The sequence below is a fragment of the Afifella pfennigii DSM 17143 genome (genome assembly GCF_000688515.1).
In the GTDB taxonomy this organism is placed as follows: domain Bacteria; phylum Pseudomonadota; class Alphaproteobacteria; order Rhizobiales; family Afifellaceae; genus Afifella; species Afifella pfennigii.
On sequence record NZ_JHZK01000007.1, the window covers coordinates 1 to 25,330 of the forward strand.

24 protein-coding genes and 1 tRNA gene are annotated in these 25,330 nt (G+C 66.1%); 16 read left to right on the forward strand and 9 right to left on the reverse strand.

What is annotated here, in order from left to right; all coding sequences use genetic code 11:
• Positions 1 to 310, forward strand: a 310-nt coding sequence (locus tag Q331_RS20470; protein WP_026381883.1) for an IS4 family transposase, incomplete at its 5' end; no start/stop codon positions are given.
• Between the two features lie 134 nt (positions 311 to 444).
• Here the strand turns inward: Q331_RS20470 and Q331_RS0107365 are convergent.
• Positions 445 to 2,205: a B12-binding domain-containing radical SAM protein gene (locus tag Q331_RS0107365; RefSeq protein WP_026380154.1), complete on the reverse strand. Its 1,761-nt coding sequence runs from the start codon at positions 2,203 to 2,205 to the stop codon at positions 445 to 447.
• Positions 2,206 to 2,264: 59 nt separating this feature from the next.
• Positions 2,265 to 4,061, reverse strand: a complete 1,797-nt coding sequence (locus tag Q331_RS20475) for a B12-binding domain-containing radical SAM protein (RefSeq protein ID WP_084174867.1) — start codon at positions 4,059 to 4,061, stop codon at positions 2,265 to 2,267.
• A gap of 292 nt (positions 4,062 to 4,353) precedes the next feature.
• On the opposite strand from Q331_RS20475, the gene Q331_RS22940 reads away from it, so the two are divergent.
• Positions 4,354 to 4,677 carry a YARHG domain-containing protein gene (locus Q331_RS22940; protein ID WP_169738477.1) on the forward strand — a complete coding sequence of 108 codons (324 nt, stop codon included), beginning with the start codon at positions 4,354 to 4,356 and terminating at the stop codon, positions 4,675 to 4,677.
• Between the two features lie 25 nt (positions 4,678 to 4,702).
• Here the strand turns inward: Q331_RS22940 and Q331_RS0107380 are convergent, their stop codons facing one another.
• From Q331_RS0107380 to Q331_RS0107390, 3 genes are all read right to left on the reverse strand, one after another.
• On the reverse strand, positions 4,703 to 5,857 hold the full coding sequence (locus Q331_RS0107380; RefSeq protein ID WP_026380155.1) for a DUF3616 domain-containing protein: 1,155 nt from the start codon (positions 5,855 to 5,857) through the stop codon (positions 4,703 to 4,705).
• 70 nt (positions 5,858 to 5,927) lie between these two features.
• A complete protein-coding gene (fghA, locus tag Q331_RS0107385) occupies positions 5,928 to 6,761 on the reverse strand; it encodes an S-formylglutathione hydrolase (protein WP_026380156.1) in 834 nt (277 codons plus the stop codon).
• 34 nt (positions 6,762 to 6,795) lie between these two features.
• Positions 6,796 to 7,923, reverse strand: a complete 1,128-nt coding sequence (locus tag Q331_RS0107390) for an S-(hydroxymethyl)glutathione dehydrogenase/class III alcohol dehydrogenase (protein ID WP_026380157.1) — start codon at positions 7,921 to 7,923, stop codon at positions 6,796 to 6,798.
• 191 nt (positions 7,924 to 8,114) lie between these two features.
• Here Q331_RS0107390 and Q331_RS0107395 point away from each other — a divergent pair, with 191 nt between their 5' ends.
• From Q331_RS0107395 to Q331_RS0107410, 4 genes are all read left to right on the forward strand, one after another.
• Entirely contained in the window at positions 8,115 to 10,139 is a 2,025-nt protein-coding gene (locus Q331_RS0107395) for an acetyl-CoA carboxylase biotin carboxylase subunit (RefSeq protein ID WP_026380158.1), read from the forward strand.
• A gap of 89 nt (positions 10,140 to 10,228) precedes the next feature.
• On the forward strand, positions 10,229 to 11,476 hold the full coding sequence (locus Q331_RS0107400; protein WP_026380159.1) for an SAM-dependent methyltransferase: 1,248 nt from the start codon (positions 10,229 to 10,231) through the stop codon (positions 11,474 to 11,476).
• Positions 11,477 to 11,491: 15 nt separating this feature from the next.
• Positions 11,492 to 11,776: an acylphosphatase gene (locus Q331_RS0107405; RefSeq protein WP_026380160.1), complete on the forward strand. Its 285-nt coding sequence runs from the start codon at positions 11,492 to 11,494 to the stop codon at positions 11,774 to 11,776.
• A gap of 86 nt (positions 11,777 to 11,862) precedes the next feature.
• On the forward strand, positions 11,863 to 12,300 hold the full coding sequence (locus Q331_RS0107410; protein ID WP_034491424.1) for a hypothetical protein: 438 nt from the start codon (positions 11,863 to 11,865) through the stop codon (positions 12,298 to 12,300).
• Positions 12,301 to 12,302: 2 nt separating this feature from the next.
• Here the strand turns inward: Q331_RS0107410 and lipB are convergent, their stop codons facing one another.
• Entirely contained in the window at positions 12,303 to 13,055 is a 753-nt protein-coding gene (lipB, locus tag Q331_RS20485) for a lipoyl(octanoyl) transferase LipB (RefSeq protein ID WP_084174871.1), read from the reverse strand.
• A 118-nt stretch (positions 13,056 to 13,173) separates the two neighbouring features.
• A complete protein-coding gene (locus Q331_RS23895; RefSeq protein ID WP_051630787.1) occupies positions 13,174 to 13,584 on the reverse strand; it encodes a hypothetical protein in 411 nt (136 codons plus the stop codon).
• Positions 13,585 to 13,790: 206 nt separating this feature from the next.
• Between Q331_RS23895 and Q331_RS0107425 the strand changes: the two genes are divergently transcribed.
• From Q331_RS0107425 to Q331_RS0107445, 5 genes are all read left to right on the forward strand, one after another.
• Positions 13,791 to 13,875 (forward strand) — tRNA-Leu (locus tag Q331_RS0107425).
• 102 nt (positions 13,876 to 13,977) lie between these two features.
• On the forward strand, positions 13,978 to 15,390 hold the full coding sequence (mgtE, locus tag Q331_RS0107430; protein WP_026380162.1) for a magnesium transporter: 1,413 nt from the start codon (positions 13,978 to 13,980) through the stop codon (positions 15,388 to 15,390).
• A 98-nt stretch (positions 15,391 to 15,488) separates the two neighbouring features.
• Entirely contained in the window at positions 15,489 to 16,253 is a 765-nt protein-coding gene (locus Q331_RS20495; RefSeq protein ID WP_051630789.1) for a glycoside hydrolase family 25 protein, read from the forward strand.
• A gap of 10 nt (positions 16,254 to 16,263) precedes the next feature.
• On the forward strand, positions 16,264 to 16,707 hold the full coding sequence (locus Q331_RS0107440; protein ID WP_026380163.1) for a GNAT family N-acetyltransferase: 444 nt from the start codon (positions 16,264 to 16,266) through the stop codon (positions 16,705 to 16,707).
• 5 nt (positions 16,708 to 16,712) lie between these two features.
• The gene (locus Q331_RS0107445) at positions 16,713 to 17,129 is read left to right on the forward strand and encodes a VOC family protein (RefSeq protein ID WP_026380164.1); all 417 of its coding nucleotides are present in this window, start codon (positions 16,713 to 16,715) and stop codon (positions 17,127 to 17,129) included.
• A gap of 52 nt (positions 17,130 to 17,181) precedes the next feature.
• Here Q331_RS0107445 and Q331_RS0107450 read toward each other — a convergent pair whose 3' ends face one another.
• Positions 17,182 to 17,655 carry a methyltransferase family protein gene (locus Q331_RS0107450; protein ID WP_026380165.1) on the reverse strand — a complete coding sequence of 158 codons (474 nt, stop codon included), beginning with the start codon at positions 17,653 to 17,655 and terminating at the stop codon, positions 17,182 to 17,184.
• Positions 17,656 to 17,784: 129 nt separating this feature from the next.
• Between Q331_RS0107450 and Q331_RS0107455 the strand changes: the two genes are divergently transcribed.
• The 3 genes from Q331_RS0107455 (at position 17,785) to Q331_RS0107465 (ending at position 21,092) form a co-directional block, all read left to right on the forward strand.
• On the forward strand, positions 17,785 to 18,957 hold the full coding sequence (locus tag Q331_RS0107455; protein ID WP_026380166.1) for an isovaleryl-CoA dehydrogenase: 1,173 nt from the start codon (positions 17,785 to 17,787) through the stop codon (positions 18,955 to 18,957).
• 64 nt (positions 18,958 to 19,021) lie between these two features.
• Positions 19,022 to 19,642, forward strand: coding sequence for a glutathione S-transferase family protein (locus tag Q331_RS0107460; RefSeq protein WP_026380167.1), 621 nt, complete (start codon positions 19,022 to 19,024; stop codon positions 19,640 to 19,642).
• Between the two features lie 70 nt (positions 19,643 to 19,712).
• Positions 19,713 to 21,092: a DUF2254 domain-containing protein gene (locus Q331_RS0107465; RefSeq protein ID WP_026380168.1), complete on the forward strand. Its 1,380-nt coding sequence runs from the start codon at positions 19,713 to 19,715 to the stop codon at positions 21,090 to 21,092.
• A 23-nt stretch (positions 21,093 to 21,115) separates the two neighbouring features.
• Here Q331_RS0107465 and Q331_RS0107470 read toward each other — a convergent pair whose 3' ends face one another.
• A complete protein-coding gene (locus Q331_RS0107470; protein ID WP_026380169.1) occupies positions 21,116 to 21,613 on the reverse strand; it encodes a single-stranded DNA-binding protein in 498 nt (165 codons plus the stop codon).
• A gap of 162 nt (positions 21,614 to 21,775) precedes the next feature.
• Between Q331_RS0107470 and Q331_RS0107475 the strand changes: the two genes are divergently transcribed.
• Entirely contained in the window at positions 21,776 to 22,195 is a 420-nt protein-coding gene (locus tag Q331_RS0107475; RefSeq protein ID WP_034491430.1) for a VOC family protein, read from the forward strand.
• 107 nt (positions 22,196 to 22,302) lie between these two features.
• Positions 22,303 to 25,191: an excinuclease ABC subunit UvrA gene (gene uvrA, locus Q331_RS0107480; RefSeq protein ID WP_026380171.1), complete on the forward strand. Its 2,889-nt coding sequence runs from the start codon at positions 22,303 to 22,305 to the stop codon at positions 25,189 to 25,191.
• Positions 25,192 to 25,330 lie beyond the last annotated feature (139 nt).

Consider the following 25,330-nt stretch of genomic DNA (forward strand, 5'->3'; position numbering starts at 1 on the left):
CGAGATCGCCGACCTCTACAAAAGGCGCTGGGCCATCGAGCTGTTCTTCCGGTGGGTCAAGCAGACGCTCAAGATCAGGCATTTTCTCGGGCGCGGCGAGAACGCCGTGCGCATCCAGATCGCCGTGGCGCTCATCGCCTTCCTCATCCTGCGCCTCGCCCAGGCCGCCCAGAACGCCATTCAAAGCCCGCTCGCCTTCGCCAGGCTCGTGCGCGCCAACCTCATGCACAAAAAGCGCATCGACCGCCTGATCGAGCCACCCCCAGAGCCGTCCAAGGACCCCAACCAAATGCTCCTGCAATGGGCGTGAAATTAAACCGGACAGCCGTGGGTCGAGCCCGGCCATGACGACAACACGGGGGGAGCGAGCCCGGCCATGACGACAACAAAGGCCTGGCCTTGGAACGACGACATGCAAGCCGTGCGTGCTGAGCGGGGGGGCCGCTACTCGGCCGCCTCCAGATGCGCGGGCTCGTCCGCCTTGCGCCTGGCCGGCGCGCCGTGCGTTTGAGGAATGGCGTCCTCGAAGGTGGTCATCAGCTCGGTCGTCTCGTCCTCGGTGACCGGCCGCAGCGCCTCGTCCATATAGGCGAGCTTGTTCGGGTCCTCGTGGACGCGCTTCCAGATGCGGCGCAGACGCAGATAGAGCATCGCCCAGCGATAGTTCTTGTAGAGAACCTCAGACGCATAGCGCGGGTAGAAGAGGAGCGGGCTTTCCAGCCTCATGCCGCTGCGGCGTTGGGTGCGCACCTTGCGGCGCATGAAGCCGGCCTCCAGCGGATGCACCTTCTCGATGGTGACGGAGCCATAGAAGGCGCCGAGGCCGTGGAAGAGCTGCTTGGTCTTGACCCCGCGCGCCGCCGCCCGCCGCAAGACGCGCTCGATATGCGCCTCGTCGTAGCAGATCTCCCAGCATTCCCTGTAGATCGCCTCCCATTCGGCGTCGCTCATCGTCGGATGGTGGGAGACGCGGTGATTGAGGTCGTATTTGTTGACGTCCGGGTCCATCCAGATGCCCTCGCGGGTGAGCTTCTGATGGTCCTCCGAACCGGGGAGGGGCGTCAGGAAGAAGAACTCGACGAGATCGAGCGGCAGCTCCTTCTTCAGGATCTCCATGTTGCGGCGGATCTTCTCCGGCGTGTCGTCCGGGAAGCCGAGGATATAGCCGGCATAGGTGACGACGCCGGCATCCTTCCAGGCCTGGAGCATCTTGCGATACTCCCAGATCTTGTTCTGCCGCTTCTTGGCGGCCATCAGCGCATCCGGGTCGATGTTCTCCAGGCCGATGAAGACGCGGTTGCAGCCGGCCTTGGCGGCCTTCTCGATAAAGCCCTCCAGGCGGTGGCAGAGCGTGTCGACCTGGAGGATGAACTTGAAGCGCAGGCCCTCCGCCTGCAGCTCGATCATGCGGTCGAGGATGGCTTCCCAGTTCTTGTTGCGGGCGAAATTGTCGTCGGTGATGAAGAAGCGCTTGATGCCCTGGGCCGCGTTGGCGCGGATGATTTCCTCAATGTCGTCTGGCGTGCGGTAGCGCGATTTGCGGCCCTGCACGTTGATGATGGTGCAGAAGGAGCATTGGAAGGGGCAGCCGCGGCCGGAATCGAAGCTGGTATACTTGCCGGCGGTGCGCGAGACCGTCTCCTGCGGCAGGAAGGGCAGGGAGGCGCGGCTCATCCCCGGCAGATCGTGCATGTAGTTGTAGAGCGGCTCCAGGCTGTTCTGCCATACGGCCTCGACGATTTCGTCCATCCGCCCTTCCGCCTCGCCGGCATAGATGACGGCGCCGAGGCGCTGCGCTTCCTTGATGTCGTCGGGAAGCTCGTCGAGCATGGCGAGGCAGCCGGAGACGTGAAAGCCGCCGATGACGACGGGAATGCCTTCGGCACGGAAGGTGCGCGTCATGTCGAGGGCGCGCGGGAACTGGTTCGACTGCACGCCGACGAGGCCGACGAAGCCGGCATCGGCCGCCTTGATGTCGCGGATGATGCGCTCGAAGGGAATGACGGTGTTGGTCTCGTCATAGGGGGTGACGTCGATGTCGACATCCTCGCCGAGAACCTTGCGCGCGGCGCAGTCGCGAATGAGGCCGTAAAGCGCCGCCAGCGAGTTGGAGGGAATGGAGGAGATCATCCACTGAATGACATAGCCGTCGTCGTCGTAATGCGACGGCTTGATAAGAACGGCCTTGAAGGTCTTGCGGCTCATGGCTTTCGTCGCATCCCTTTGCTGTTCGTCTCGTGCCTTCGGGGCAAGAATGGCGCGCCCTACTCGGCCGCCGTCAGAACCTCGTCATCGGTCCCGCCCTCGTGAGCTTCCTCGCGGCGCCGGCGCTCCTCGGCTTGGCGGCGCGCCTTTTCCACCGCGGCCTTGGCGCTGTCGTTGAGCTGGAACATTTCCAGCGCCTCCGTCTCCGCGTCGGTCACGGGCGTGATGGCGAAGTCGGTATAGGTCTTGGAGGCCGGATCGGTGGCGATGCGCTGGCGCAGGCGGTGCGTCTTCAGGGCGTAGAGGCCGAAGCGCGTGTATTTGACCAGCGTCTGGCTCCAATGCAGCGGGTAGAAGAGCAGCGCCGGCAGTCGCGGCAGCTCCGGGCGGCGGGCCGTGCGGTCCTTGCGGCGCAGATAGCCGCATTGCTGCGGATGCACGCCCTCGAAATTGGTGGCGCCGTAAATCTGCAAGATGGAGCGCCAGATCTTCACCGGCTTGATGCCGTAGGCGACGTTGCGGCGCATGATGCGCGCCACATGCTCGTCCGTGTAGTACCAGTTCCACACGTCGCGATAGGTCTTCTGCCAGAGCTCGGCGCTCATCTTCGGATGGGCGACAGTGACCGTCTCAAGATCGTATTTGTTGAGATCGGGGTCCATCCAAATGCCGTTCTCGGTGAGGTTCTTGTGGTCCTCCGAGCCGGGCAGGGGCGTCAGCATGGTGAATTCCAGAAGGTCGACCGGTAGTTCCTTCTGGACGATCTCAATGTCGCGCTTCAGCGTCTGCGGCGTGTCGCCTGGCAGGCCCATGATGAAGCCGGCATAGGTGATGATGCCGACCTCCTTCCAGGCCTGGAACATCTTGCGGTATTCGGTGATGCGGTTCTGGTTCTTCTTCATCACCGCGAGATTGTCGGCGTTGATGGATTCAAGGCCGATGAAGACGAACTTGCAGCCGGCCCGGGCCGCCTTGTCGATGAAGTTCGGGATCTTGTGGGCGAGCGTGTCGACCTGGATGAGGAAGTCGGCGCCAAGGCCCTTCTCGCGCAGCGCGATCAGCCGGTCGAAGATGGCTTCCCAGTTCTTGTTGCGGGCGAAATTGTCGTCGGTGACGAAGAAGCGGGTGATGCCCTGGGCCCGGTTCTCCATGACGATGCGCTCAATGTCGTCGGCATCGCGCCAGCGGCTCTTCCTGCCCTGCACGTTGATGATGGTGCAGAAGGAGCACTGGAACGGACAGCCGCGGCCGGCGTCGAAGGAGGAAATGACGCCGTCGTAGCGCTTGACGAGGCGCTGCGGCAGATAGGGGATGGTCTCGCCCTGCAGGTTCGGCAGATCGGACATGTAATTGTAGACCGGCTTTTCGGCGCCGGCGTCGACATCCCTCAGGAAGTCGGCGAAATGCTCCTCCGCCTCGCCGGCGAAGAGGGTGATGCCGAGGTCGAGAGCTTCCTTCAGCTCCGCCGGCATCTCCTTCAGCATGGCCAGACAGCCGGAGACGTGGAAGCCGCCGATCGCCACCTTGACGCCCTCAGCGCGCAGCTGGCGGGCGATGGCCAGGGCGCGCGGAAACTGGTTCGACTGCACGCCGACGAGACAGACGATGCCGGAATGTCCGGGCCGGTTGATGCGCGCGGCGATCTTCTTCAAGGGCACGCGCACATTCATCTCGTCATAGGCGTTGATTTCGATCGCCACATCCTCGCCGAGGACTTGGCGCTCCGAACAATCGCGGGCGATGGCGTAAAGACAGGCCATGGAATTAGAGGGAATCCAAGCCTTCCACCATTGGATGACGTAGCCGTCCTTGTCGTAGTGCGACGGCTTGACGATCTCGACGTGGAATTTACGCATGCAGCTTGCTCGCCCTCTCAAGCTTTCACAGAAACTAACAAATTTCGTCGGAAACAACAGTAGCAATCGCGCAACATGCCAGCCGCGGCCGGCCGAGCATTGCTTCGGCCGGTTGGGTGGGCTTGTCTGTTCTTCAGCCGCAGGTCAGCGTCGAGCGGCTTTGCGGCGCAGGGGCATGGGTGCGGGAAGGGCGTAGAATTCACCGTGTGGCTGTCGCCATTTGCGGCGAACGGGTGCCGGTCGATGCGGGAGCGGGCGCCGCAGCGGAACGATTGATTTGATGGAGAAAGCGATGCGTGGGCTGATGATCGCGGCGTTGCTGTTGGGCGGATTGTCGGGGCCGGCCGTGGCAGAATGCTTTTCCGGCCTCGGCTGCAGCGACGTCGATCGCTTCCGCCAGGCCGATCTGCGAACCATGCGCTGCTCTGACCTTTGGTACGTGCGCAACCGCATCTTCGACGAGAACGGCTATTGCTTCCGGACCGCTCGCGGGCGGGCGAATTTCGACAATTCCGATTGCTGGGAGGCCGATCAGGCGCAGGTGAAGATGAACGCCGTGGAGCGCGCCAATGTCGATGCCATCGTGCGCGCGGAGCGGGCGCTCGGCTGCCGCTGAGATCGCCGCGCGGCGAACGGGGCAGTCAGTCCGCGTCCGGGACGCCGAGCGCGAATAGATCGGCCGTCAGACGGCGCGCCTCCTTGTCGATGCGCTCGGTGGAGGGCGAATCGTAGACGACGAGGAGCCGTGTCTCGCCGTCGATGTCGATGGGCGCGATGCCCTCGGCATGATCGGAGACGCGCACGGCCGGAAGATCGAGAGCGCGCTTGACCGCGCCGGCGGCGTAAAGCGGCTCTTTCGGGTCGTAGTTTTCGAGGACGAAGACCGATTGCAGCGCTTCCAAGTCCGTGGTGGCGCCGGAGAGAACGAGAAGGCGGCTCTCCTGCCAGAAGAGGTCGCGGATGCCCTGGCCGTTGATGTCGACGGCCTGCAGGCGGTAGCGCCTTTTCCCCTGGAGCTTCTTCGGCTTCAGGACGCCGGGCGCGGTCTCCTTCAGCTCCAGGACGAGGATGAAGGCGTGGCCGCCGAGGACGGGGCCGCGCAGGCCGAGGAGCACGGTATTGCCACGAACCGCCAGACCCTCAATGTCGAGGCCGTTCTCCTTGGCGGGAAGGTAGAGATAGGGGGCAAGCAGCGGATCGTCGGCCAGAAGCTTGCGCAACCAGGTCTTTTTCTTGCCGTCCAGGGGCAGCATCGCCGCGCGGCGCGCCGGCTCCCCGCCGATCGGCTCGATGGCAACCACCGGCGCGACAACGCCATTGCCGCTATCGATGAGCGGCACGCGGCCGAGAAAGCCACGATTGGGGTCCCAGTCGATATCGCGAAGGTCGGCAAGGCCGTCCTCAGGCTCGTCGCGCTTCAGCGATTGCGAGCCGGCGATCCACAGATAGCCGTCGGCGACGGCGAGCCCCTCGATATCCATCTCGCCGCCGGGCCCGTCGGGCAGATCGAAGATATCGCCGAGGGAAACGTTCTCGTGCGTGGCGGCCTTGCCCGTCTCGCGGTCGGGAATGACGCGCTCCACCGTCGCCGTCTCGTCGCAGGCCAGGAAGATGCTGGAGCCGGCGACGGCGATGCAGGACGCGTCCTCAAAGATCGGATCCTCGACATGGGCGAGGCGATCGCGGTGCTGGAAGAAGAAATCGATGGTGCCGGCCGGCGCGCGGTCGAGCGCAAGCCCGGCTTCAGCTTCGGCCGCGGCGATGACGGGTTCGGCGAAATGGCGGTTCTTGGACATGGCGGATCGCCTCCATCGCTTGCGCCTCAAGCTAACGAGGCAGAGCGGGAAGCGATCCGAAAAGGCCGTCCTATGCCTTCAGCCGCTCCGCATGCCAGGCGAGATGATCGGCCATGAAGGTGGAGATGAAAAAGTAGGAATGATCGTAGCCGGCGTGCCGTCGGAGCCTCAAATCGATGCCGGCATGGGTGCAGGCGTGCTCAAAGAGCTCCGGGCGAAGCTGCTCGCTGAGGAAGGCGTCGGCCTCGCCCTGGTCGATGAGGAAATCGGCGAAGCGGGCGCCGTCCTCCACCAGGGCGGTCGCGTCGTGGCGACGCCAGGCGGCCCGGTCCTCGCCGAGATAGGCGGTAAACGCCTTCTCGCCCCAGGGGACCTGGCCGGGGGCGACGATGGGCGAGAACGCCGAACAGGCGCGAAAGCGATCGGGGTGCTTGAGCGCCAGCGTCAAGGCGCCGTGCCCGCCCATGGAGTGGCCGAAAATCGATATGCGCGAATCGTCTACGGCGAAATTCTCGTGCAAGACATGAGGCAAGTCCTCCATGACATAGCTTTCCATGCGGAAATGGGAACCCCACGGAGATTGCGTCGCATCGAGGTAAAAGCCGGCGCCCTGGCCGAGATCGTAAGCCTCGTCATCGGCCACTTCCTCGCCGCGCGGCGAGGTGTCCGGACAGACGACGACCAGGCCGTGCTCGGCGGCCGCGCGGCGGTATTCGCCCTTCTCCATGACATTGGCATGGGTGCAGGTAAGCCCGGACAGATAGACGACGGCGGGGCACGGCTCCTCCTGCGCCTTGGGCGGTAGATAGACGGCGAAGGTCATCTCCGTTCCGGTCGCCGCCGAGGCATGGCTGTAGACGCCCTGGATACCGCCATGGGCGGCCCAGGCTGAGATGGTTTTCACGGGGGTCTTTCTCCCAGAAGCTGTCTTGGCGCGATCAGTAGACGACGACGCTGCGGATCGATTGCCCCGCATGCATGAGGTCGAAGCCCTTGTTGATCTCGTCGAGGGCGAGCGTGTGGGTGATCATCGGGTCGATCTCGATCTTGCCGTCCATGTACCAGTCGACGATGCGCGGCACGTCGGTGCGACCCCTGGCGCCGCCGAAAGCGGTGCCTTTCCAAACGCGGCCGGTGACGAGCTGGAAGGGGCGGGTGGAGATCTCCGCGCCGGCCGGCGCCACGCCGATGACGATGGACTGGCCCCAGCCGCGATGGCACGCTTCCAGAGCCTGGCGCATGACGGTCACGTTGCCGGTGCAGTCGAAGGTGTAATCGGCGCCGCCTATCTGATCGGCGCCGCGCTTGGTCAGGTCGACGAGGTAGGGAACCAGCTCCTCGCCGATCTCCTTCGGGTTGACGAAATGGGTCATGCCGAAGCGCTCGCCCCATTCCTTCTTGGCGTTGTTGAGGTCGACGCCGACGATCATGTCGGCGCCCACCAGCCGCAACCCCTGGATGACGTTGAGGCCGATGCCGCCGAGGCCGAAGACGATGGCGGTGGCGCCCGGCTCCACCTTGGCGGTGTTGACGACGGCGCCGATGCCGGTCGTCACGCCGCAGCCGATGTAGCAGATCTTGTCGAAGGGCGCGTCCTCGCGCACCTTGGCAAGGGCGATCTCCGGCAGGACGGTGAAATTGGCGAAGGTGGAGGTGCCCATGTAATGGTGCAGCCGCTCGCCGTTCAGCGAGAAGCGCGAGGTGCCGTCCGGCATCAGACCTTGCCCCTGGGTGGAGCGGATGGCGGTGCACAGATTGGTCTTCTGCGACAGGCAGGAGGGGCATTGGCGGCATTCGGGCGTATAGAGCGGAATGACGTGATCGCCTGTCTTGAGGCTCGTCACGCCTGGGCCGACCTCCACCACCACGCCGGCGCCCTCATGGCCGAGAATGGAAGGGAAGATGCCCTCCGGGTCGGCGCCGGAAAGGGTGAATTCGTCGGTATGGCAGATGCCGGTGGCCTTCACCTCCACCATCACCTCGCCCTCCTTCGGTCCATCGAGCTGGACCGTGGTGATCTCAAGAGGCTTGCCGGCCTCAAAGGCCACGGCGGCGCGCACGTCCATTAGAGTCCCTCCAAAGCTGCTCGGCCCATTTGCCGACCTTCGCCCGGCGGCGCAAGCCCGCAAGCCGACAGGGCCGTTATGTCCGCGCCCGTGCGGCCTTCGACTTTGGACGCGAAAGGCGGTTTTCTCTTGCCGCCACCGCGCAAGCGCACGCATAGAGGATGGCTCGACCGGGGAGGACAGGGCCGGGAATGTTTGCCAAGATTCTGATTGCCAATCGCGGCGAGATCGCCTGCCGCGTCATCGCCACCGCCAAGCGGATGGGTATCGCCACCGTCGCCGTCTATTCGGAAGCCGACCGCCATGCCCTGCATGTGGAGATGGCCGACGAGGCGGTGCCGATCGGTCCCGCGCCGGCGGGCGAGAGCTATCTGAAGATCGACACCATCATCGAGGCGTGCCGGCAGACGGGGGCGCAGGCGGTGCATCCGGGCTACGGGTTCCTGTCGGAGAACGCCGCCTTTGCCCGCGCGCTGGAGGCGGCCGGCATCGTCTTCGTCGGACCACCGGTCGGCGCGATTGAGGCGATGGGCGACAAGATCACCTCCAAGAAGTTCGCCAAGGAGGCCGGCGTCAACGTGGTGCCGGGCCATATGGGCCTTATCGAGAGCAGCGAGGAGGCCGCCAGGATCGCCTCGGAGATCGGCCTGCCGGTGATGCTGAAAGCCTCGGCGGGCGGCGGCGGCAAGGGCATGCGCATCGCCTGGAACGAGCGGGAGGTGCGCGAGGGCTTCGAGGCGGCGCGCCGGGAAGCCAAATCCTCCTTCGGCGACGAGCGCATCTTCATCGAGAAGTTCATCGAGGAGCCGCGCCATATCGAAATCCAGGTGATGGCGGATGCGCATGGCAACGTCATCTATCTCGGCGAGCGCGAATGCTCCATCCAGCGGCGCAACCAGAAAGTCGTGGAGGAGGCGCCCTCGCCCTTCCTCGACGAGGAGACGCGCAAGGCGATGGGCGAGCAGGCCTGCGCGCTCGCCGCCGCCGTCGGCTACCGCAGCGCCGGCACGGTGGAGTTCATCGTCGACCAGCACCGCCATTTCTACTTCCTGGAGATGAACACCCGCCTGCAGGTGGAGCATCCGGTGACGGAGCTCGTCACCGGCCTCGACCTGGTTGAGATGATGCTGCGGGTGGCCGATGGCGAGAAGCTGCCGCTCCGCCAGGAGGAGGTCAAGATGCAGGGCTGGGCGATCGAGTGCCGGCTCTATGCGGAGGATCCGTTCCGCAACTTCCTGCCTTCCACCGGGCGGCTGACGCGCTATCGCCCACCGGAGCGCGCCTCCGGCGAAGGCACGCGGCTGCGCAACGATACCGGCGTGGTGGAGGGCTCGGAAATCACCCTCTTCTACGACCCGATGATCGCCAAATTGTGCACGCATGCGACGGGCGAGGGCGCAAAGGCGCGCGCCGCAGCCGTGGCGGCGATGAGCGACGCGCTCGACGCTTTCACCGTCGAGGGCATCCGTCACAACATCCCGTTCCTTGCCGCGCTGATGGCGCATCCGCGCTGGCAGGAAGGCAGGCTCTCGACCGCCTTCATCGCCGAGGAGTTCCCGGACGGTTTTTCCGGCGCGGCGGCGGGCGAGGAGGAGGCACGGGTCCTGGCCGCCATCGCCGCCACGGCGCATCTCATCGAGCGCGCCCGGCTCGACAGGCTGAGCGGCAGGCTGAGGCCGCATTCGGGACGCATCCGCGAGGATTGGGTCATCCGCCTCGACGGCGAATTCAGGGATGTGCGGGTCGCCGGCGGACGCCCTGGCGTTCCCTGCGACCTCGATCTCGTTATCGACGGTGCGGCGATCGCCATCTCCACGGTCTGGCGCCCCGGGGAACTGACCTTCCACGGCAGCATCGAAGGGCGCGAGGTCTTCGCCCAAATCGCGCGCGAGGGCGCGGCGCTGCGGGTGGAAAGGCGCGGCGTCTCGCGCCTTACCCATCTCTTGCGCCCGGCGGTGGCGGAGGCGGCCCGGCATATGCCGGAGAAGAAGGCCGGCGAGCTCGACAACCGGCTGCTTTGCCCGATGCCGGGCATCGTCATCTCGCTGCCGGTGAAGGAAGGACAGAAGGTGGAAGCGGGCGAGACGCTCGCCACCGTCGAGGCGATGAAGATGGAGAACGTGCTGCGGGCGGAACGGGACGTGGTGGTGAAGAAGATCTGCTCGGCGCCGGGGGAGGTGGTCGCCTTCGATCAGGTGTTGATGGAGTTCGAATAGCCACCGCGCTTGCCATGGCTTTTGGGGGCTTCCACTCGCTCGTTCGCCTGTTCTAAGATTCGCGCAAGCGAGAATGGAGCAGGGCGGCCATGTGGCTCCTCAAGAGCATCCTCAAATCCTTCGTGCGCAACGGTCACCTGAAGATGATCGACGCAGAGGGCGGCGAGCACCATTTCGGCGGCAAGGCGCCGGGGCCGGACGTGACCATGCGCCTGCACGATGCCAAGCTGCATTGGCGGCTGGCGATCAATCCGGAACTCTGCGCGCCTGAAGCCTTTATGGACGGCACGCTGACCTTCGAGGACGGCGCCACCGTCAAGGATTTTCTCGGTCTCTTTTCCGTCAACCGCGACTATCTCGCCGGGCATCCGGCGCAAAGTGTCGTCAACGGGCTCTACCGCAGCCTCCGGCGCTGGCATCAATACAACCCGCTGTGGAAGGCCAAGGAGAACGCCAAGCACCATTACAACGTCAAGGAAGACCTTTACCGGCTCTTCCTGGACGAGCGGATGCAATATTCCTGCGCCTATTGGCTCGACCCGGAGCACGAGACGCTGGAGCAGGCGCAGCTCAACAAGCTTCGGCATATCGGCGCGAAGCTGGATCTGAGGCCCGGCATGAAGGTGCTGGATATCGGCTCGGGCTGGGGCGGGCTGGCGATCTATCTGGCGCAGACCTTCGATGTGCAGGTGACCGGGGTCAATCCGGCCACCGAGCAGCTCGCCGCGGCGCGGCGTTGGGCCGACAGGGAGGGCCTGTCCGGGCGGGTGGAATTCATCGAGAAGGATTATCGCGAGATCGAGGGCACGTTCGACCGCATCGTTTCCGTCGGCATGTTCGAGCATGTCGGCTATCGCTATTACGACGCCTTCTTCCGCAAGGTCTTCCAGATCCTGAAGCCGGACGGCTTCATGATGCTGCATTCCATCGGACGCATGTCGCCGCCGGGTACGACCGGGCCCTTCCTGCACAAGTACATCTTCCCGGGCGGATACGTGCCGGCTCTGTCGGAAGTTTTCGCCTCGCTGGAGCGCACCGGGCTGTGGGTGGACGACGCGGAGGTCCTGCGCCTGCACTACGCCTATACGATCCAGCGCTGGTACGACCGCTTCATGGCCAACCGGGAGACGGCGGTGGAGCTCTACGACGAGCGCTTCGCGCGCATGTGGGAGTTCTATCTCGCCGTGGTGGAGCTCGGCTTCGTGCACGGCACCAATATGGTCTTCCAGCTCATCCTGTCACGCCAGCGCGACGCGGTGCCGATCACCCGCGACTGGATCGGCGAGGCGGAGACAAGGCTCGCCGCCGGCCGGCCGCTTTCGACGGCGGCGGAGTGAGCCGGCGCGCGTAGGGTGCCCCTTCAATCGCTGCATGTGCGCATCGCCGGCCGCGTCCAGGGCGGGGGCTTTCGCGCCTGGACGCAAGACGAGGCACAGGCGCTCGGCCTTTCCGGCTGGGTGGCGAACATGCCCGACGGGACGGTCGAGGCCGTCTTCAGCGGCGAGGAGGAAGCGGTCAGACGCATATTGGAGCGCTGCGCGTCGGGACCGCGCTTCGCCGTGGTGGAGGAGGTGAGGATACTCGGCGAAGCGCCGAAGGAGACAGGCGCTTTTCGCGTCGCCCGCTCACCGCGTTAACATCGATTTAAATTGCAATTGGTTCGTCAACCCTTCGTTAAGCTAATCTCAGAGCCCAAGAGAAAAAGGCCGACAGGGGTGACGTCATGTCCGTCTTGCCGAAACTCGGCCGGGGGCTCGCGCCGGCTTTGATGGCGACGGCTGCCGGCCTGACCGCAACCGCCGTCGCCTATGCGGCTCTCGGCGACAGGCCTCAGATCGCCGCGAGCGAGCCCCCCGCAAAGGAAATACCAGGGCTGACGGAGGTTCGCCTGCGCTTCGAGCCGGACGGGGATCCGCGCGCCGGCAGGGTGAAGGTGCTGCTGAGACCGGAAAGCCGGCCGTTGACCTATTTCGAGGCGCGCCAGGCGGTGCGGCAGGCGTTCCTGGAGACGCTGAAGGAGCCGGGGCTTCCCGATGACCTGAAGCGCATCGCGGTGACGGTGGAGATGCAGCCGGAGGGCGCGCCGGGCGGCGAGACGCAGACCTATCTTTTCGTGCGCAAGGACGCCAAGACCTGGACGATCCTGGCGCCGCAGCCCTGAAATCAGTTCCCCGGCGCCTCAACCGGCCCGAAGACGGCCCTGAAGGCGTCGAGGAGGGCGCGGTCGGCCTCCGCCAGGCTTGCGGCGCGGCCGAGATCGGCAAGGCTGGTAACGCCGTGGCCGGCGATGCCGCAGGGCACGATGCCGGAAAAATGCTCCAGGTCCGGCGCCACGTTGAGGGCGATGCCGTGCAGGCTCACCCAGCGGCGCACACGCACGCCGATGGCGGCGATCTTGTCCTCCGCCGGCGCTCCGTCGGGGCCCGGCCTGTCCGGCCGCTCCACCCAGATGCCGACGCGGCCCGTTCGCCGTTCGCCCGTCACGGCGAAAGCGGCGAGGGCGCGAATCAGCCATTCCTCCAGCGCGTGGACGTAGCAGCGGATGTCGGGCCGGCGCGTCTGAAGGTCGAGCATGAGGTAGGCGACCCGCTGGCCGGGGCCGTGATAGGTGAACTGGCCGCCGCGGCCGGTCTTGAAGACCGGGAAGCGATCCGGGGCGAGAAGGTCGTCGGCCGCGGCGCTGGTGCCGGCCGTGTAGAGCGGGGGATGCTCCAGGAGCCAGAGGCATTCGCGCGCCTTGCCGGCGCGGATGGCGGCGACGCGCTCGTCCATGAAGGCCAGCGCCTCGGGGTAGGCGACGGGCTCCGGGGAGACGATCAGTTCCACCGGCTCCGCATCCGCGGCAGGCCAGAGCGTGCCGGCGCCGGCCTTGCAGGCGGCCGGCTCGGCGGCGCGATCTTCAGCTGAGTGCAGCATGGCGCCTCACATAGGCGCGCAAGGGGCTTCTGGCGAGAGCTTTCAAGGGAGCGAAGATGCGAGAGCGGCCCGTGGGGGTGGGCGGGACGGACCGCTCTCGCGCCGGCAGCGGGCAGGCTCAGAACGCCATGCCGATGAACTGCCGGTTGTAGCGCCCGGAGAAGGCGTTGAAGCGCACGGCGAAGCGCTTGCCGCCGCGGGTGGCGTGGTAGCGGTAGAACTTGCCGCGGCAATCGAGTGGGCGAATGCGGTGGAAGCCCTGGGCGCGCAGCTGCATGCGGCCGCCCTGGCAGCTCATCTTGTGCCAGCCGCCGCCAGGACCGCCAGGCCCCCAACCGCCGCCGGGACCGCCAGGCCCCCAGCCTCCGCCGGGACCCCAGCCGCCGCCGTGGCCCCAGCCGCCGCCGTGGCCCCAACCGCCGCCGACCAAGGTGAGCGAGACCTCGCCGGCCTGCGCCTGGCTGACCGGCTGGAAGGCGGCGAAACCGATGATAAGGGCCGCCGCGGCGAGAACGATCTTCTTCTTCATGATGCGTCTCCTGTCGGGTTTGAGCGTCGGCCCATCGCCGTCGCCATGGCCATCAGTTTCCCGAAGCGGCAAAAAGGTTCAGTGCGCGAGCACACATTCCGCGGCCGGCAGGGCAGGGCCGCGTCTTATGGCCAAGAGCGGCCTTGTTTCGCTTCAGGCCATTTGCTACATGACCGCCGCGCCGGCGTGGCCGGCTGCAGATTTTCGCGGTCGTGGCGGAACTGGTAGACGCGCAGCGTTGAGGTCGCTGTGGGGCAACCCGTGGAGGTTCGAGTCCTCTCGACCGCACCAATCGGCAAAAAGGCGGCTTCGTGCCGCCTTTTTTCGTTCTCACAGACCCGCCGCCCGGCGCAGCGGCTGGACCCGCCCCCACGTGAACCGTAAGGATGAGCGATGGATACGCAGGCCCTCGAGCGCGACGGTGAGCAAGAGGTTCCGGCCCTGGCGGTGCGGGACGAGGAAGGCTCGCTCAACAGCGATTATCTCGCCGCGGTCGCCGAGGCGATCGAGGCGCGCGAGGCGGCGCGTCTGCTGGCGCTGGTCGGCGAACTGCACGAATCGGATCTCGGCGATGTCCTGCAGACGCTCGACCGCGATGAGCGCGAGGCCTTCATCCAGCTTCTGGGCAGCGAATTCGACTGGACGGCGCTGACGGAGGTCGACGAGGCCGTCCGCGACGAAATCCTGGAGACGATCCCGAACGAGGCGATCGCGGAGGCGGTCCGCGAACTCGATTCGGACGATGCCATCGGCATTCTGGAGGACATGGCGGAGGAGGACCGCGAGGAGATCCTCGCCGCCCTGCCGCTGGCGGAGCGCATCGCGCTGGAGCGCTCCTTCGACTATCCGGAGGAATCCGCCGGGCGGCGGATGACGACGCATTTCATCGCCGTGCCGCCCTTCTGGACCGTCGGGCAGACGATCGACTTCTTGCGCGAGGACGAGCGGCTGCCGGACGATTTCACCGAGATCTTCGTCGTCGATCCGCGCTTCCGCTTCCTCGGCACGGTGCCGCTGGACCGGCTCTTGCGCACCAAGCGGCCGGTGAAGATCGAAGAGATCATGGGCGAGGTGACGCATTCGGTCTCCGCCACCGACGACCAGGAGGAGGTGGCGCGCCTGTTCGAGCGCTACAATCTCCTGTCCGTCGGCGTCGTCGACGAGAACGACCGGCTGGTCGGCGTCATCACCGTCGACGACATCGTCGACGTCATCGAGGAGGAGGCGGACGAGGACATCAAGCGCCTCGCCGGCGTCGGCGACGAGGAGATCTCCGACAGCTTCGTCTCGGCGGTGCGCTCGCGCTTCGTGTGGCTGCTCATCAATCTCGGCACGGCCGTCCTCGCCTCCGTCGTCATCGGGCTTTTCGACGCCACCATCTCGGAGATGGTGGCGCTCGCCGTGCTGATGCCGATCGTCGCCTCCATGGGCGGCAATGCCGGCACCCAGACCATGACGGTGGCGGTGCGCGCGCTGGCGACACGCGAGATCGAGACCATCAACCCCTTGCGCTTCATCTCCAGGGAGACGCTGGTCGGGCTCGCCAACGGCATTCTCTTCGCCGTCATCATCGGGGTGGTGGCGACCTTCTGGTTCTCCAACGTGCAGCTCGGCGGCATCATCGCCACGGCGATGGTCATCAACATGGTGGCGGCGGGGCTTGCCGGCATCCTCATCCCGCTGGCGCTCGACAAGATGGGCGCCGACCCGGCGATCGCCTCCTCCGTCTTCGTCACCACGGTGACGGACGTCGTCGGCTTCTTCGCCTTCCTCGGCCTTGCCGCCTGGTGGTTCGGCATCGGCTGAGCGGGCACGGGCGCAAAAATCGTTGCAATCGCGCACTCGCCGTTAACGACCCAGAAAGGCTAAGCCTTCACCAATGAGCCGATCCTGGGACGGCTTTCATGCGGCAGACAACCACTTCCTTTCGCCTTGGCCTGGCGCTTGCGGCCACGCTCATCCTCGCCGCCTGCGGCGGGGCCATCCAATACCTGCCCGATTCCGACCCGCATCCGGGCGTGGCCAGGGCGCATCGCATGCCCGTGCAGGGCATCGACGTCTCCAAATATCAGGGCGATATCGACTGGGCGAAGGTGCGCGACGATGATATCCGCTTCGCCTATATGAAGGTCTCCGAAGGTGGCGACCATGTCGACGAGCGCTTCTACGAGAACTGGGAGAAGGCCGCCCGCGCCGGGGTGCCGCGCGGCGCCTACCATTTCATGTATTGGTGCCGGACCGCGAGCGAGCAGGCGCTGTGGTACCAGATGGCGGTGCCGCGCGACAAAAGCCAGCTGCCGCCGGTGCTGGACCTGGAATGGAACCACCAGTCGCGCACCTGCCCGCACAAGATCTCCAAGGAAGAGGCGCTGCAGAAGATCGACGTGATGCTCGCCGCGATGGAGGCCCATAGCGGCAAGCGGCCGATCATCTACACCGATATCACCTTCCATAAGGACATTCTGGAAGGGCGCTATCGCAACTACGATTTCTGGCTGCGCAGCGTCGCGGCCGAGCCGCATGAGCGCTACAAGCATCGCGCGTTCTTGATCTGGCAATACAGCGCCACCGGGCGCGTGCGGGGTATTTCCGGCCCGGTGGACCGCAACGCCTTCAACGGCTCGGAGAAGGAGTTCGAGCGCTGGCTGAGGCGCCAGGGGGCAAGTTAAGGAGGAGAGGATGGGCGTCGCCATCCGGCCGCTGAGACAAGCCGACCGCCCCGGCTGGGAGCCGCTATGGCAGGGCTATCTGGACTTTTATCAGACCGCTCTCGCCCCGCAGGTGACGGAAGGAACCTGGGCACGTCTTCTTCAGCCGGAAACGCGCATCCATGGCCTCGGCGCCTTTCTGGACGGCGGCGAGCGGCTTGTCGGCATCGTCCATTATCTCTTCCATCCGGTCACCTGGTCGCTGGCGGACCGCTGCTACCTTGAGGATCTCTTCGTCGCCGAGGAGGCGCGCGGGCGCGGCGCCGGGCGGGCGCTGATCGAGGCGGTCTACGCGGCGGCCGACAAGGAGGGCGCCGACCAGGTCTATTGGCTGACGCAGGACTTCAACCACGACGCCCGCCGGCTCTACGACAGCCTCGCCAACCTGACGCCCTTCATCAAATACCGGCGGTGAGCGGTATGGCACCGAGCATCGACGGCATTCTAGAGACGGCGGTCTACGTGGAGGACATGGAAGAGGCCCATCGCTTCTACGGCGAGGTGCTCGGCCTGAAGCGCGTCATCGACACGCCGCGGATGATGACCTACGAGGCCGGGCCCGCCGAGGTGCTGCTCGTCTTCAGGCGCGGCCAGACGGCGGAGGACGCCAAGACGCCGGGCGGCGTGGTGCCGGGCCATCACTCAGAGGGTCCGGCGCATTTCGCCTTCCGCATCGCCAAGGACGCCTACGGCACATGGAAGCGCCATCTTCAGGCGCATGGCGTCGTGGTGGTGAGCGAGGTGACCTGGCCGAAAGGCGGACGCTCCATCTATTTCCACGATCCGGACGGCAACGTGGTGGAGCTGGCGACGCCGGGCCTTTGGCCGAACTACTGAACCGCTCCCGGTCGCGCCGCCGGCCGCAAGGCGGATAGGCCGGCGGCCAGGGCTATATCCAGCGACGCACGCGCGCCTTGAAGGCGCGGTACTCCTCGCCGAAGCGCGCTTCCAGGTGCTTTTCCTCGCGCGCGATCGCCACCCTGTCGAGGAGGACGAAGACGGCCGGCGTCAGAAGCACCAGCCACAAGTTGGCGAAGGCGAGACCGAGGCCGAGAATGAGCAGGCCGTTGCCGATATAGATGGGATTGCGCGAATAGCGGAACGGCCCGTCGGTGGCGAGCGCGGCGGCCGAGCGGTCGGGCCGCACCGTCGTGGCGTGGCGACGGAAGGTCTGAAAGGTCCAGATGTCGAGGCCGAGGCCGAGGAGGATGAAGACGACGCCGAGGCCGCGGAAGGCCTCCACGGTCTCCGGCGAGAGCGGGATCGGCACAAGCCAGGAAAGGATAAGGGCGAGCAGGACGGCGCCGGCCATGATGACGGGCGGCCAGGGAACCTTGCTCGGCGCGGCGGAAAAATCGTCCATGGGATGGCCCGAGGGTTGTGCTCTGTCTTCGGCATGGAGATGGAGAAAGCAAGGTGCGCGCGCAATAGGGCTTGCGCTTGGCGCCCGCGCAATTTCTCCTGGGGGCAGGCAACGCTTGAGACGAACGACATGCTGGCCAACGACCTTCCCACCTTCAATTTCCAGCTCGGCGAAACCGCCGAGATGCTGCGCGACACGGTGCGCTCCTTCGCCGAGGACAGGATTGCGCCGCTTGCCGAGAAGATTGACCGCGAGGACTGGTTTCCCCGCGAGCTCTGGCCGGAAATGGGCGCGCTCGGCCTGCACGGCATCACCGTAGAGGAGGAATGGGGCGGGTCGGGCCTCGGCTATCTGGAGCATTGCGTGGCGATGGAGGAAGTCTCGCGCGCTTCCGGCTCCATCGGCCTTTCCTACGGCGCGCATTCCAACCTGTGCGTCAATCAGCTGCGCCGCTGGGGCAGCGAGGAGCAGAAGTCGCGCTACCTTGCCAAGCTCATCTCCGGGGAGCATCTGGGCGCGCTCGCCATGTCGGAGACGGGGGCGGGCTCCGATGTCGTCTCCATGAAGCTCAGGGCGGAAAAGCACGGCGAGCGCTACTTCCTCAACGGCTCCAAGATGTGGATCACCAACGGCCCGCAGGCCGATACCCTCATCGTCTACGCCAAGACCGACCCTGAGGCCGGCGCGCGCGGCATCACCGCCTTCCTCATCGAGAAGGGCTTTGCCGGCTTTTCCGTCGCCCAGAAGCTCGACAAGCTCGGCATGCGCGGCTCGGAGACGGGCGAGCTCGTGTTTGAGGATTGCGAGGTGCCGGAGGAGAACCGGCTGGGGGCGGAAGGCGAGGGGGTGAAGATCCTCATGTCCGGCCTCGATTACGAGCGCGTCGTCCTGGCAGCCGGGCCACTCGGCCTGATGCAGGCGGCGCTCGACGTGGTGATCCCGTATCTGCACGAGCGCCGGCAGTTCGGCCAGCCGATCGGCTCCTTCCAGCTGATGCAGGGCAAGCTCGCCGACATGTATGTGACGATGAATGCCTGCCGGGCCTATGTCTATGCCGTGGCGCGCGCCTCAGACGCCGGGCAGACAACGCGCCAGGACGCGGCCGGCGCCATCCTCTACGCGGCGGAGAAGGCGACGCAGGTGGCGCTCGACGCCATCCAATGCCTCGGCGGCAACGGCTATATCAACGATTATCCGACCGGACGCATCCTGCGCGACGCCAAGCTCTACGAGATCGGCGCCGGCACCAGCGAGATCCGCCGCATGCTGATCGGGCGGGAGATCTTTCAGCGCACCGGCTGAGAAAGGCCGCGCCCGCCTTCGTCTCTTCCTCGCCGACCTCTTCCCGCAAGCCAGGAGCCTTGCCATGCTGACCGCCTATGGCCGCCCCAATTCCATCAACGCCCAGAAGGTGCATTTCTGCCTGGAGGAGCTCGGCATCGCCTATGAATGGGTGATGGCCGGCATGGAGCACGGGGTGGTGGACAGCCCCGAATACGGGCGGATGAACCCCAACCGCCTCATCCCGGTGATCGACGACGAGGGCTTCGTGCTATGGGAATCGAACGCCATCGTGCGCTATCTTTGCGCCCGCTACGGCGCCGGCGGGCTGTGGCCGGAGGACCTTCAGACCCGCGCCAGCGCCGACCGCTGGATGGACTGGCAGACGACCACCTTCTCGCCGGCCTTCACGCCGGCCTTCCACAATCTGGTGCGCACGCCGGAGGGCGAGCGCGATCTTGCCGCCGTGGAGGCGGGAAAGCGCAAGGGCGAGGCGGCGGCCGCCATCCTCGACGACTGGCTGGCCTCGCGCCGCTTCGTCGCCGGCGAGGCCTTCACGATGGGCGACATACCCATCGCCGCGGCGGCGCATCGTTGGCTGAACCTGCCGCTGGAGCGACGCGAGGCACCGCATTTGGAGCGTTACTACCGCGAAGTGATGCAAAGGTCGGCGGCGGCGACGGCGCTGGCGCTGCCGGTGACGTGAGGCGATATCGCGGGGCAGGGCGCGGTGATAGGCTCGCGGCGAGGGCTATCGTGATGGGGCGCGGCGCACCTTGCTAGAGATTCGCGGCATTCTGCGGCTGGAGCGCTGGTGGCGGCGGCTTCAGACGGTGCTCACGAGCTTCTGGTTCGTGCCACTCGTCCTCGGCGCCGGCGGCTGGGCGGTGGCGCTTCTGGCGCTGCGCCTCGATCAATGGGAGGCGCTGCAGGCGGGCCTCGGCGACATCTTCTTCCGGCAGATCGCGGCGGAGACGGCGCGCTCCATTCTGGCCACCATCGCCGCGGCGACGATCTCGGCGACCTCCATCGTCTACTCGCTGTCGCTCCTCATCCGCACGCTGGCGGCCTCCTCGCTCGGCCCGCGTCTCGTCCAGGACTTTCGCCAAGACCGGCTGACGCGCCTGACGCTCGGCGTGCAGCTCGCCGCTTTCACCTATGCGCTGACGGTTCTCTATTACGTCGGCAGCGTGGTTGAGACGCGCACCATTTCCATCGGGCTTGCCATCGGCTTCGTGCTGGCGGCGCTTTCCTTCCTGGTCGTCTTCGTCAACCGCATCTCCGACCAGGTGAGCATCGACCATATCGTGGCGCGGGTGGCGGGCAACCTGCAATGGGCGCTGAAGCGCGAGGCGGCGCGGGCAGAGAAGGGCACGCGCGCGCCATTGCCGGAGCCGACGCCGCCGGCAGGCGCGACGATCCTTGCCGAAGAGGACGGCTATGTCGCCTCCATCAGCTATTCGGCGATCGCCGGCGGCGCCGATCCGGCGATGCGCACCGTGGAGCTTTTGGTGCGGCCGGGCGATTTCGTCATCCGGCGCAAGGCGCTGGCGCGCATCGACCTTGAGGAGGCGCCGGAGGGCTTCGCCAAACTGGTGCGCGAGGCGGTGATCCTCGGCCATGCCCGCACCTATTACCAGGATATCCCGGCGCGCTTTCAGCTCCTCGTCGAGATCGCGCTGAGAGCGCTGTCGCCCGGCGTCAACGACGTGTTCACGGCGGTCGCCTGCGCCAACCATCTGGCCGGCGCCTTTTCGCTTCTCGACGGGCGGGATCTGACGCCGCCGGTCTATTTCGACGAGGCGCGCGACGTCATAGTGGTGCCGAAGGCGCTTCGCTTTTCCGACCTTGCCGGGGCCGTCTTCCATCCGCTGCGCCAGGCGGCGGCGCAGGTGCATGTCATGAACGTGGCGCTGCTCGGCACGCTCGGCGACCTCGCCATCGCCTCGCGCAGCGCCTCAGCGCGGGCCGTCTATGTGGAACATGCGCAGCTGCTCGTGGCCAGCGCCTGCCGCCAGCCGCTGGAGGATGCCGACAGGGCGATGATTGAGAAGCTTCTGGAGCGTACCCGCGTCGGCCTGCAAGAGGCCGGAGAGATCAAGGAGCCGGCCCCGGCGCCGCACCGGGAAGAAGGGTGGGAGGAAACCGCGAGCTAGGCTCCGTGGGGGATCGGCAAAACCTAGAACGGGATCTCGTCGTCGATCTCGTTCTGGAAGCCGCCGCCTCCACCGCCTCCACCGCCGCGCTGATCCATCGGGCCGGAGGAGCCGAAATCGGAGCGCCCGCCGCGCTCCGGCGCGTCGTAGCCGCCTCCGCCGCCGCCGCTGCGGCCGTCGAGCATGGTCAGCGCCGAGTTGAAGCCCTGCAGCACCACCTCCGTGGTCCAGCGCTTCTGGCCCGACTGGTCTTCCCATTCGCGCGTTTGCAGCTGGCCTTCCACATAGATCTTGGAGCCCTTCCTGAGATATTGCTCGGCGATCTTGGCCAGACCCTCGTTGAAGATGACGACGCGGTGCCATTCGGTGCGCTCGCGGCGCTCGCCGGAATTGCGGTCGCGCCAGCTCTCGGAGGTGGCCAGCCTCAAATTGACGACCGGACGGCCGTCGTTCATGCGCCGCACCTCCGGATCGGCGCCGAGATTGCCGATCAGGATCACCTTGTTGACGCTGCCCGCCATCACTCTCTCCCTTGTCCGCGGCGGCCGCCCCGGCAGGCGGCCGATGTCGTGCCCCTTCTTGCCCATGCGGGCGACGGCTGCAAATGCCAGCTTGCATCTCGCTCGTGTTCACTGTATGTTCTTTGTCGGCCGAAGGCAAGGAGGGGGGCGTTGGAACAGCGGATGAGCGTGGTCACCCTGGGCGTCGCCGATCTGGCGCGGGCGCGGCGCTTCTACGAGGAGGGGCTCGGCTGGCGGCGCGGCAACAGCGAGGCGGAGGTCGCTTTCTATCAGCTGAATGGCATGGTGCTGGCGCTCTATCCGAGCCGCTCGCTCGCCGCCGATGCGGGGATCGCGCCGGAGGCAAGCGGCTTTGCCGGCATCACGCTCGCCTATAACGGGCGCAGCCGCGAGGAGGTCGATGTCGTCATCGCCGAAGCGGAGGCGGCCGGGGCGATCGTCGTCAAGCGCCGCCAAGAGGTCTTTTGGGGCGGATATTCGGGCTATTTCGCCGATCTAGACGGGCATGTGTGGGAAGTCGCCTTCAATCCCTTCTGGTCGCTCGACGAGGCCGGTCATGTCAGCCTTGCCGGGCGAGGCTGAGCCTTTTTTGCCGCCGCCGTTTGCCCTAGATAGGAGGCGCGGCGAAGCCACAGCTTTCACCATTCAGCGCAGCCGGCGCCCGCTCCGGCGCCATCCAAGGGACGAGAATGGCCGATCCCTCCAAAACGATTTCCGTGCGCGGGGCGCGCGAGCACAATCTGAAGAATGTCGATCTCGATCTGCCGCGCGACAGCCTGATCGTGATGACGGGGCTTTCCGGGTCGGGAAAATCCTCGCTCGCCTTCGACACCATCTATGCGGAGGGCCAGCGGCGCTATGTGGAATCGCTGTCGGCCTATGCCAGGCAGTTCCTGGAGATGATGCAAAAGCCCGATGTCGACCAGATCGACGGGCTGTCGCCGGCCATCTCCATCGAGCAGAAGACGACCAGCCGCAATCCGCGCTCCACGGTCGGCACCGTCACCGAGATTTACGACTATATGCGGCTTCTGTTCGCGCGCATCGGCGTGCCCTATTCGCCGGCGACGGGCCTGCCGATCGAAAGCCAGACGGTCAGCCAGATGGTCGACCGCATCCTCGCCTTGCCGGAGGGCACGCGGCTCTACCTGCTCGCGCCGGTGGTGCGGGGCAGGAAGGGCGAGTTCAAAAAGGATCTCGCCGAATGGATGAAGCGCGGCTTCCAGCGCGCGCGCATCGACGGGGCCTTTTGCGAGATCGTCGACGCGCCGGCGCTCGACAAGAAGTTCAAGCACGATATCGACATCGTGGTCGACCGCGTCGTGGTGCGCCCGGACGCTGCGAGCCGGCTTGCCGATTCCCTGGAGACGGCGCTCAAGCTTGCGGAAGGCCTCGCGGTCGCCGAATGCGCCGATCCGCCGGAGGGCGGGGGCGAGCCGGAGCGGCTCACCTTTTCGGAAAAGTTCGCCTGCCCGGTCTCCGGCTTCACCATCTCGGAGATCGAGCCGCGGCTCTTCTCCTTCAACAACCCGTTCGGGGCCTGTCCGACCTGCGACGGGCTCGGCTCGGAGCTCGGTATCGACCCGGAGCTCATCGTTCCCGATCCCGCTCTCAGCCTGAGGCGCGGGGCCATCCATCCCTGGTCGCGCTCCTCCTCGCCCTATTACCTGCAGACGCTGGAGGCGCTCGCCGGGCATTACGGTTTCAGCCTGACGGAGCCCTTCGAGAGCCTGCCGGAGACGGCCAGGCGGGCGGTGCTCTACGGCACCGGCAAGGAGAAGGTGACCTTCACCTACAACGACGGTCTGAGGTCCTATCAGGCCAAGAAGACCTTCGAGGGCGTCATCCCGAACCTGGAGCGGCGCTGGAAGGAGACCGATTCGGCCTGGATGCGCGAGGAGATCGGCAAATACATGTCGAGCGCGCCCTGCACCGCCTGCGGCGGTTTCCGCCTGAAGCCGGAGGCGCTGGCGGTGAAGGTGGCCGGCCATCACATCGGCGAGGTCTCCGCCTTCTCCATCCGCCAGGCGAAGGATTGGTTCAAGGCGCTGCCGGAGAGCCTGACGGACAAGCAAAGCGAAATCGCCGTGCGGATTCTCAAGGAAATCCGCGAGCGGCTCACCTTCCTCGACGATGTGGGGCTCGACTATCTCACCTTGTCGCGCGGCTCCGGCTCGCTGTCGGGCGGCGAGAGCCAGCGCATCCGCCTCGCCTCGCAGATCGGCTCCGGCCTGACCGGGGTCCTCTACGTCCTCGACGAGCCCTCCATCGGCCTGCACCAGCGCGACAATGCCAGGCTGTTGGAAACGCTGAAGCACCTTCGGGATCTCGGCAACACCGTCATCGTGGTGGAGCACGACGAGGATGCCATCATGGCCGCCGACCATGTCGTCGATATCGGTCCGGGGGCGGGCATCCATGGCGGCGAGATCGTCGCCGCCGGCAAGCCGGCCGACATCCTGGCGCATCCGGCCTCGCTGACCGGCCAATACCTTTCCGGCGCAAGGGCGATCCCGGTGCCCGAAGAGCGCCGCAAGCCGAAGAAAGGCAAGTGGCTGAAGCTTTCCGGCGCGACCGGCAACAACCTCAAGAATGTCACCGCGAATATCCCGCTTGGCACCTTTACCTGCGTCACGGGCGTCTCGGGCGGGGGAAAATCGACGCTCCTCGTCGACACGATCTACAAGGCGGTGGCGCGGCGCCTTTCAGCGGCGCGCGAGCATCCTGCGCCCTTCGAAGGGCTCGCCGGGCTGGAGCATCTGGACAAGGTCATCGATATCGACCAGTCGCCGATCGGGCGCACGCCGCGCTCCAATCCGGCGACCTACACGGGCGCCTTCACGCCCATCCGCGAATGGTTCGCCGGCCTGCCGGAGGCCAAGGCGCGCGGCTACCAGCCCGGCCGCTTCTCCTTCAACGTCAAGGGCGGGCGCTGCGAGGCCTGCCAGGGCGACGGCGTCATCAAGATCGAGATGCACTTCTTGCCGGACGTCTACGTCACCTGCGACGTCTGCCACGGCAAGCGCTACAACCGCGAGACGCTGGAAGTCACCTTCAAGGGCAAGTCGATCGCCGACGTCCTCGATATGACGGTGGAGGAGGGGGTGGAGTTCTTCGCCGCCATCCCGGCGGTGCGCGACAAGCTGACGACGCTCGCCCGCGTCGGCCTCAATTACGTGCATATCGGCCAGCAGGCGACGACGCTTTCGGGCGGTGAGGCGCAGCGGGTCAAGCTCGCCAAGGAGCTGTCGAAGCGCGCTACCGGGCGGACCCTCTACATCCTCGACGAGCCGACGACCGGCCTGCATTTCCACGACGTCGCCAAACTCCTGGAAGTGCTGCACGAATTGGTCAAGCAGGGCAATACGGTGGTGGTCATCGAGCACAATCTCGACGTCATCAAGACCGCTGATTTCATCCTCGACCTCGGCCCGGAAGGCGGCGACGGGGGCGGTGAGATCGTCGTCGCCGGCACGCCGGAGGAGGTCGTCGCCGAGAAGCGCTCCTATACCGGCCAGTTCCTGAAGCCGATCCTGGAGCGCGGCAGGGCGCGCGCGCAGGTGGAGGCGGCGGAGTAGGGAAGTCAGCCGACCGAACTTGGCAGCGTTCGGGTCTTCGCGCTGCGGCCTTAATCGGTATCTTAGGTTCTGTCGCGAAGAGCCGCCGGAGGGGACCATCGTCTTGTGCCTCCGTCACATGGCGCGGCGTGACGACCGG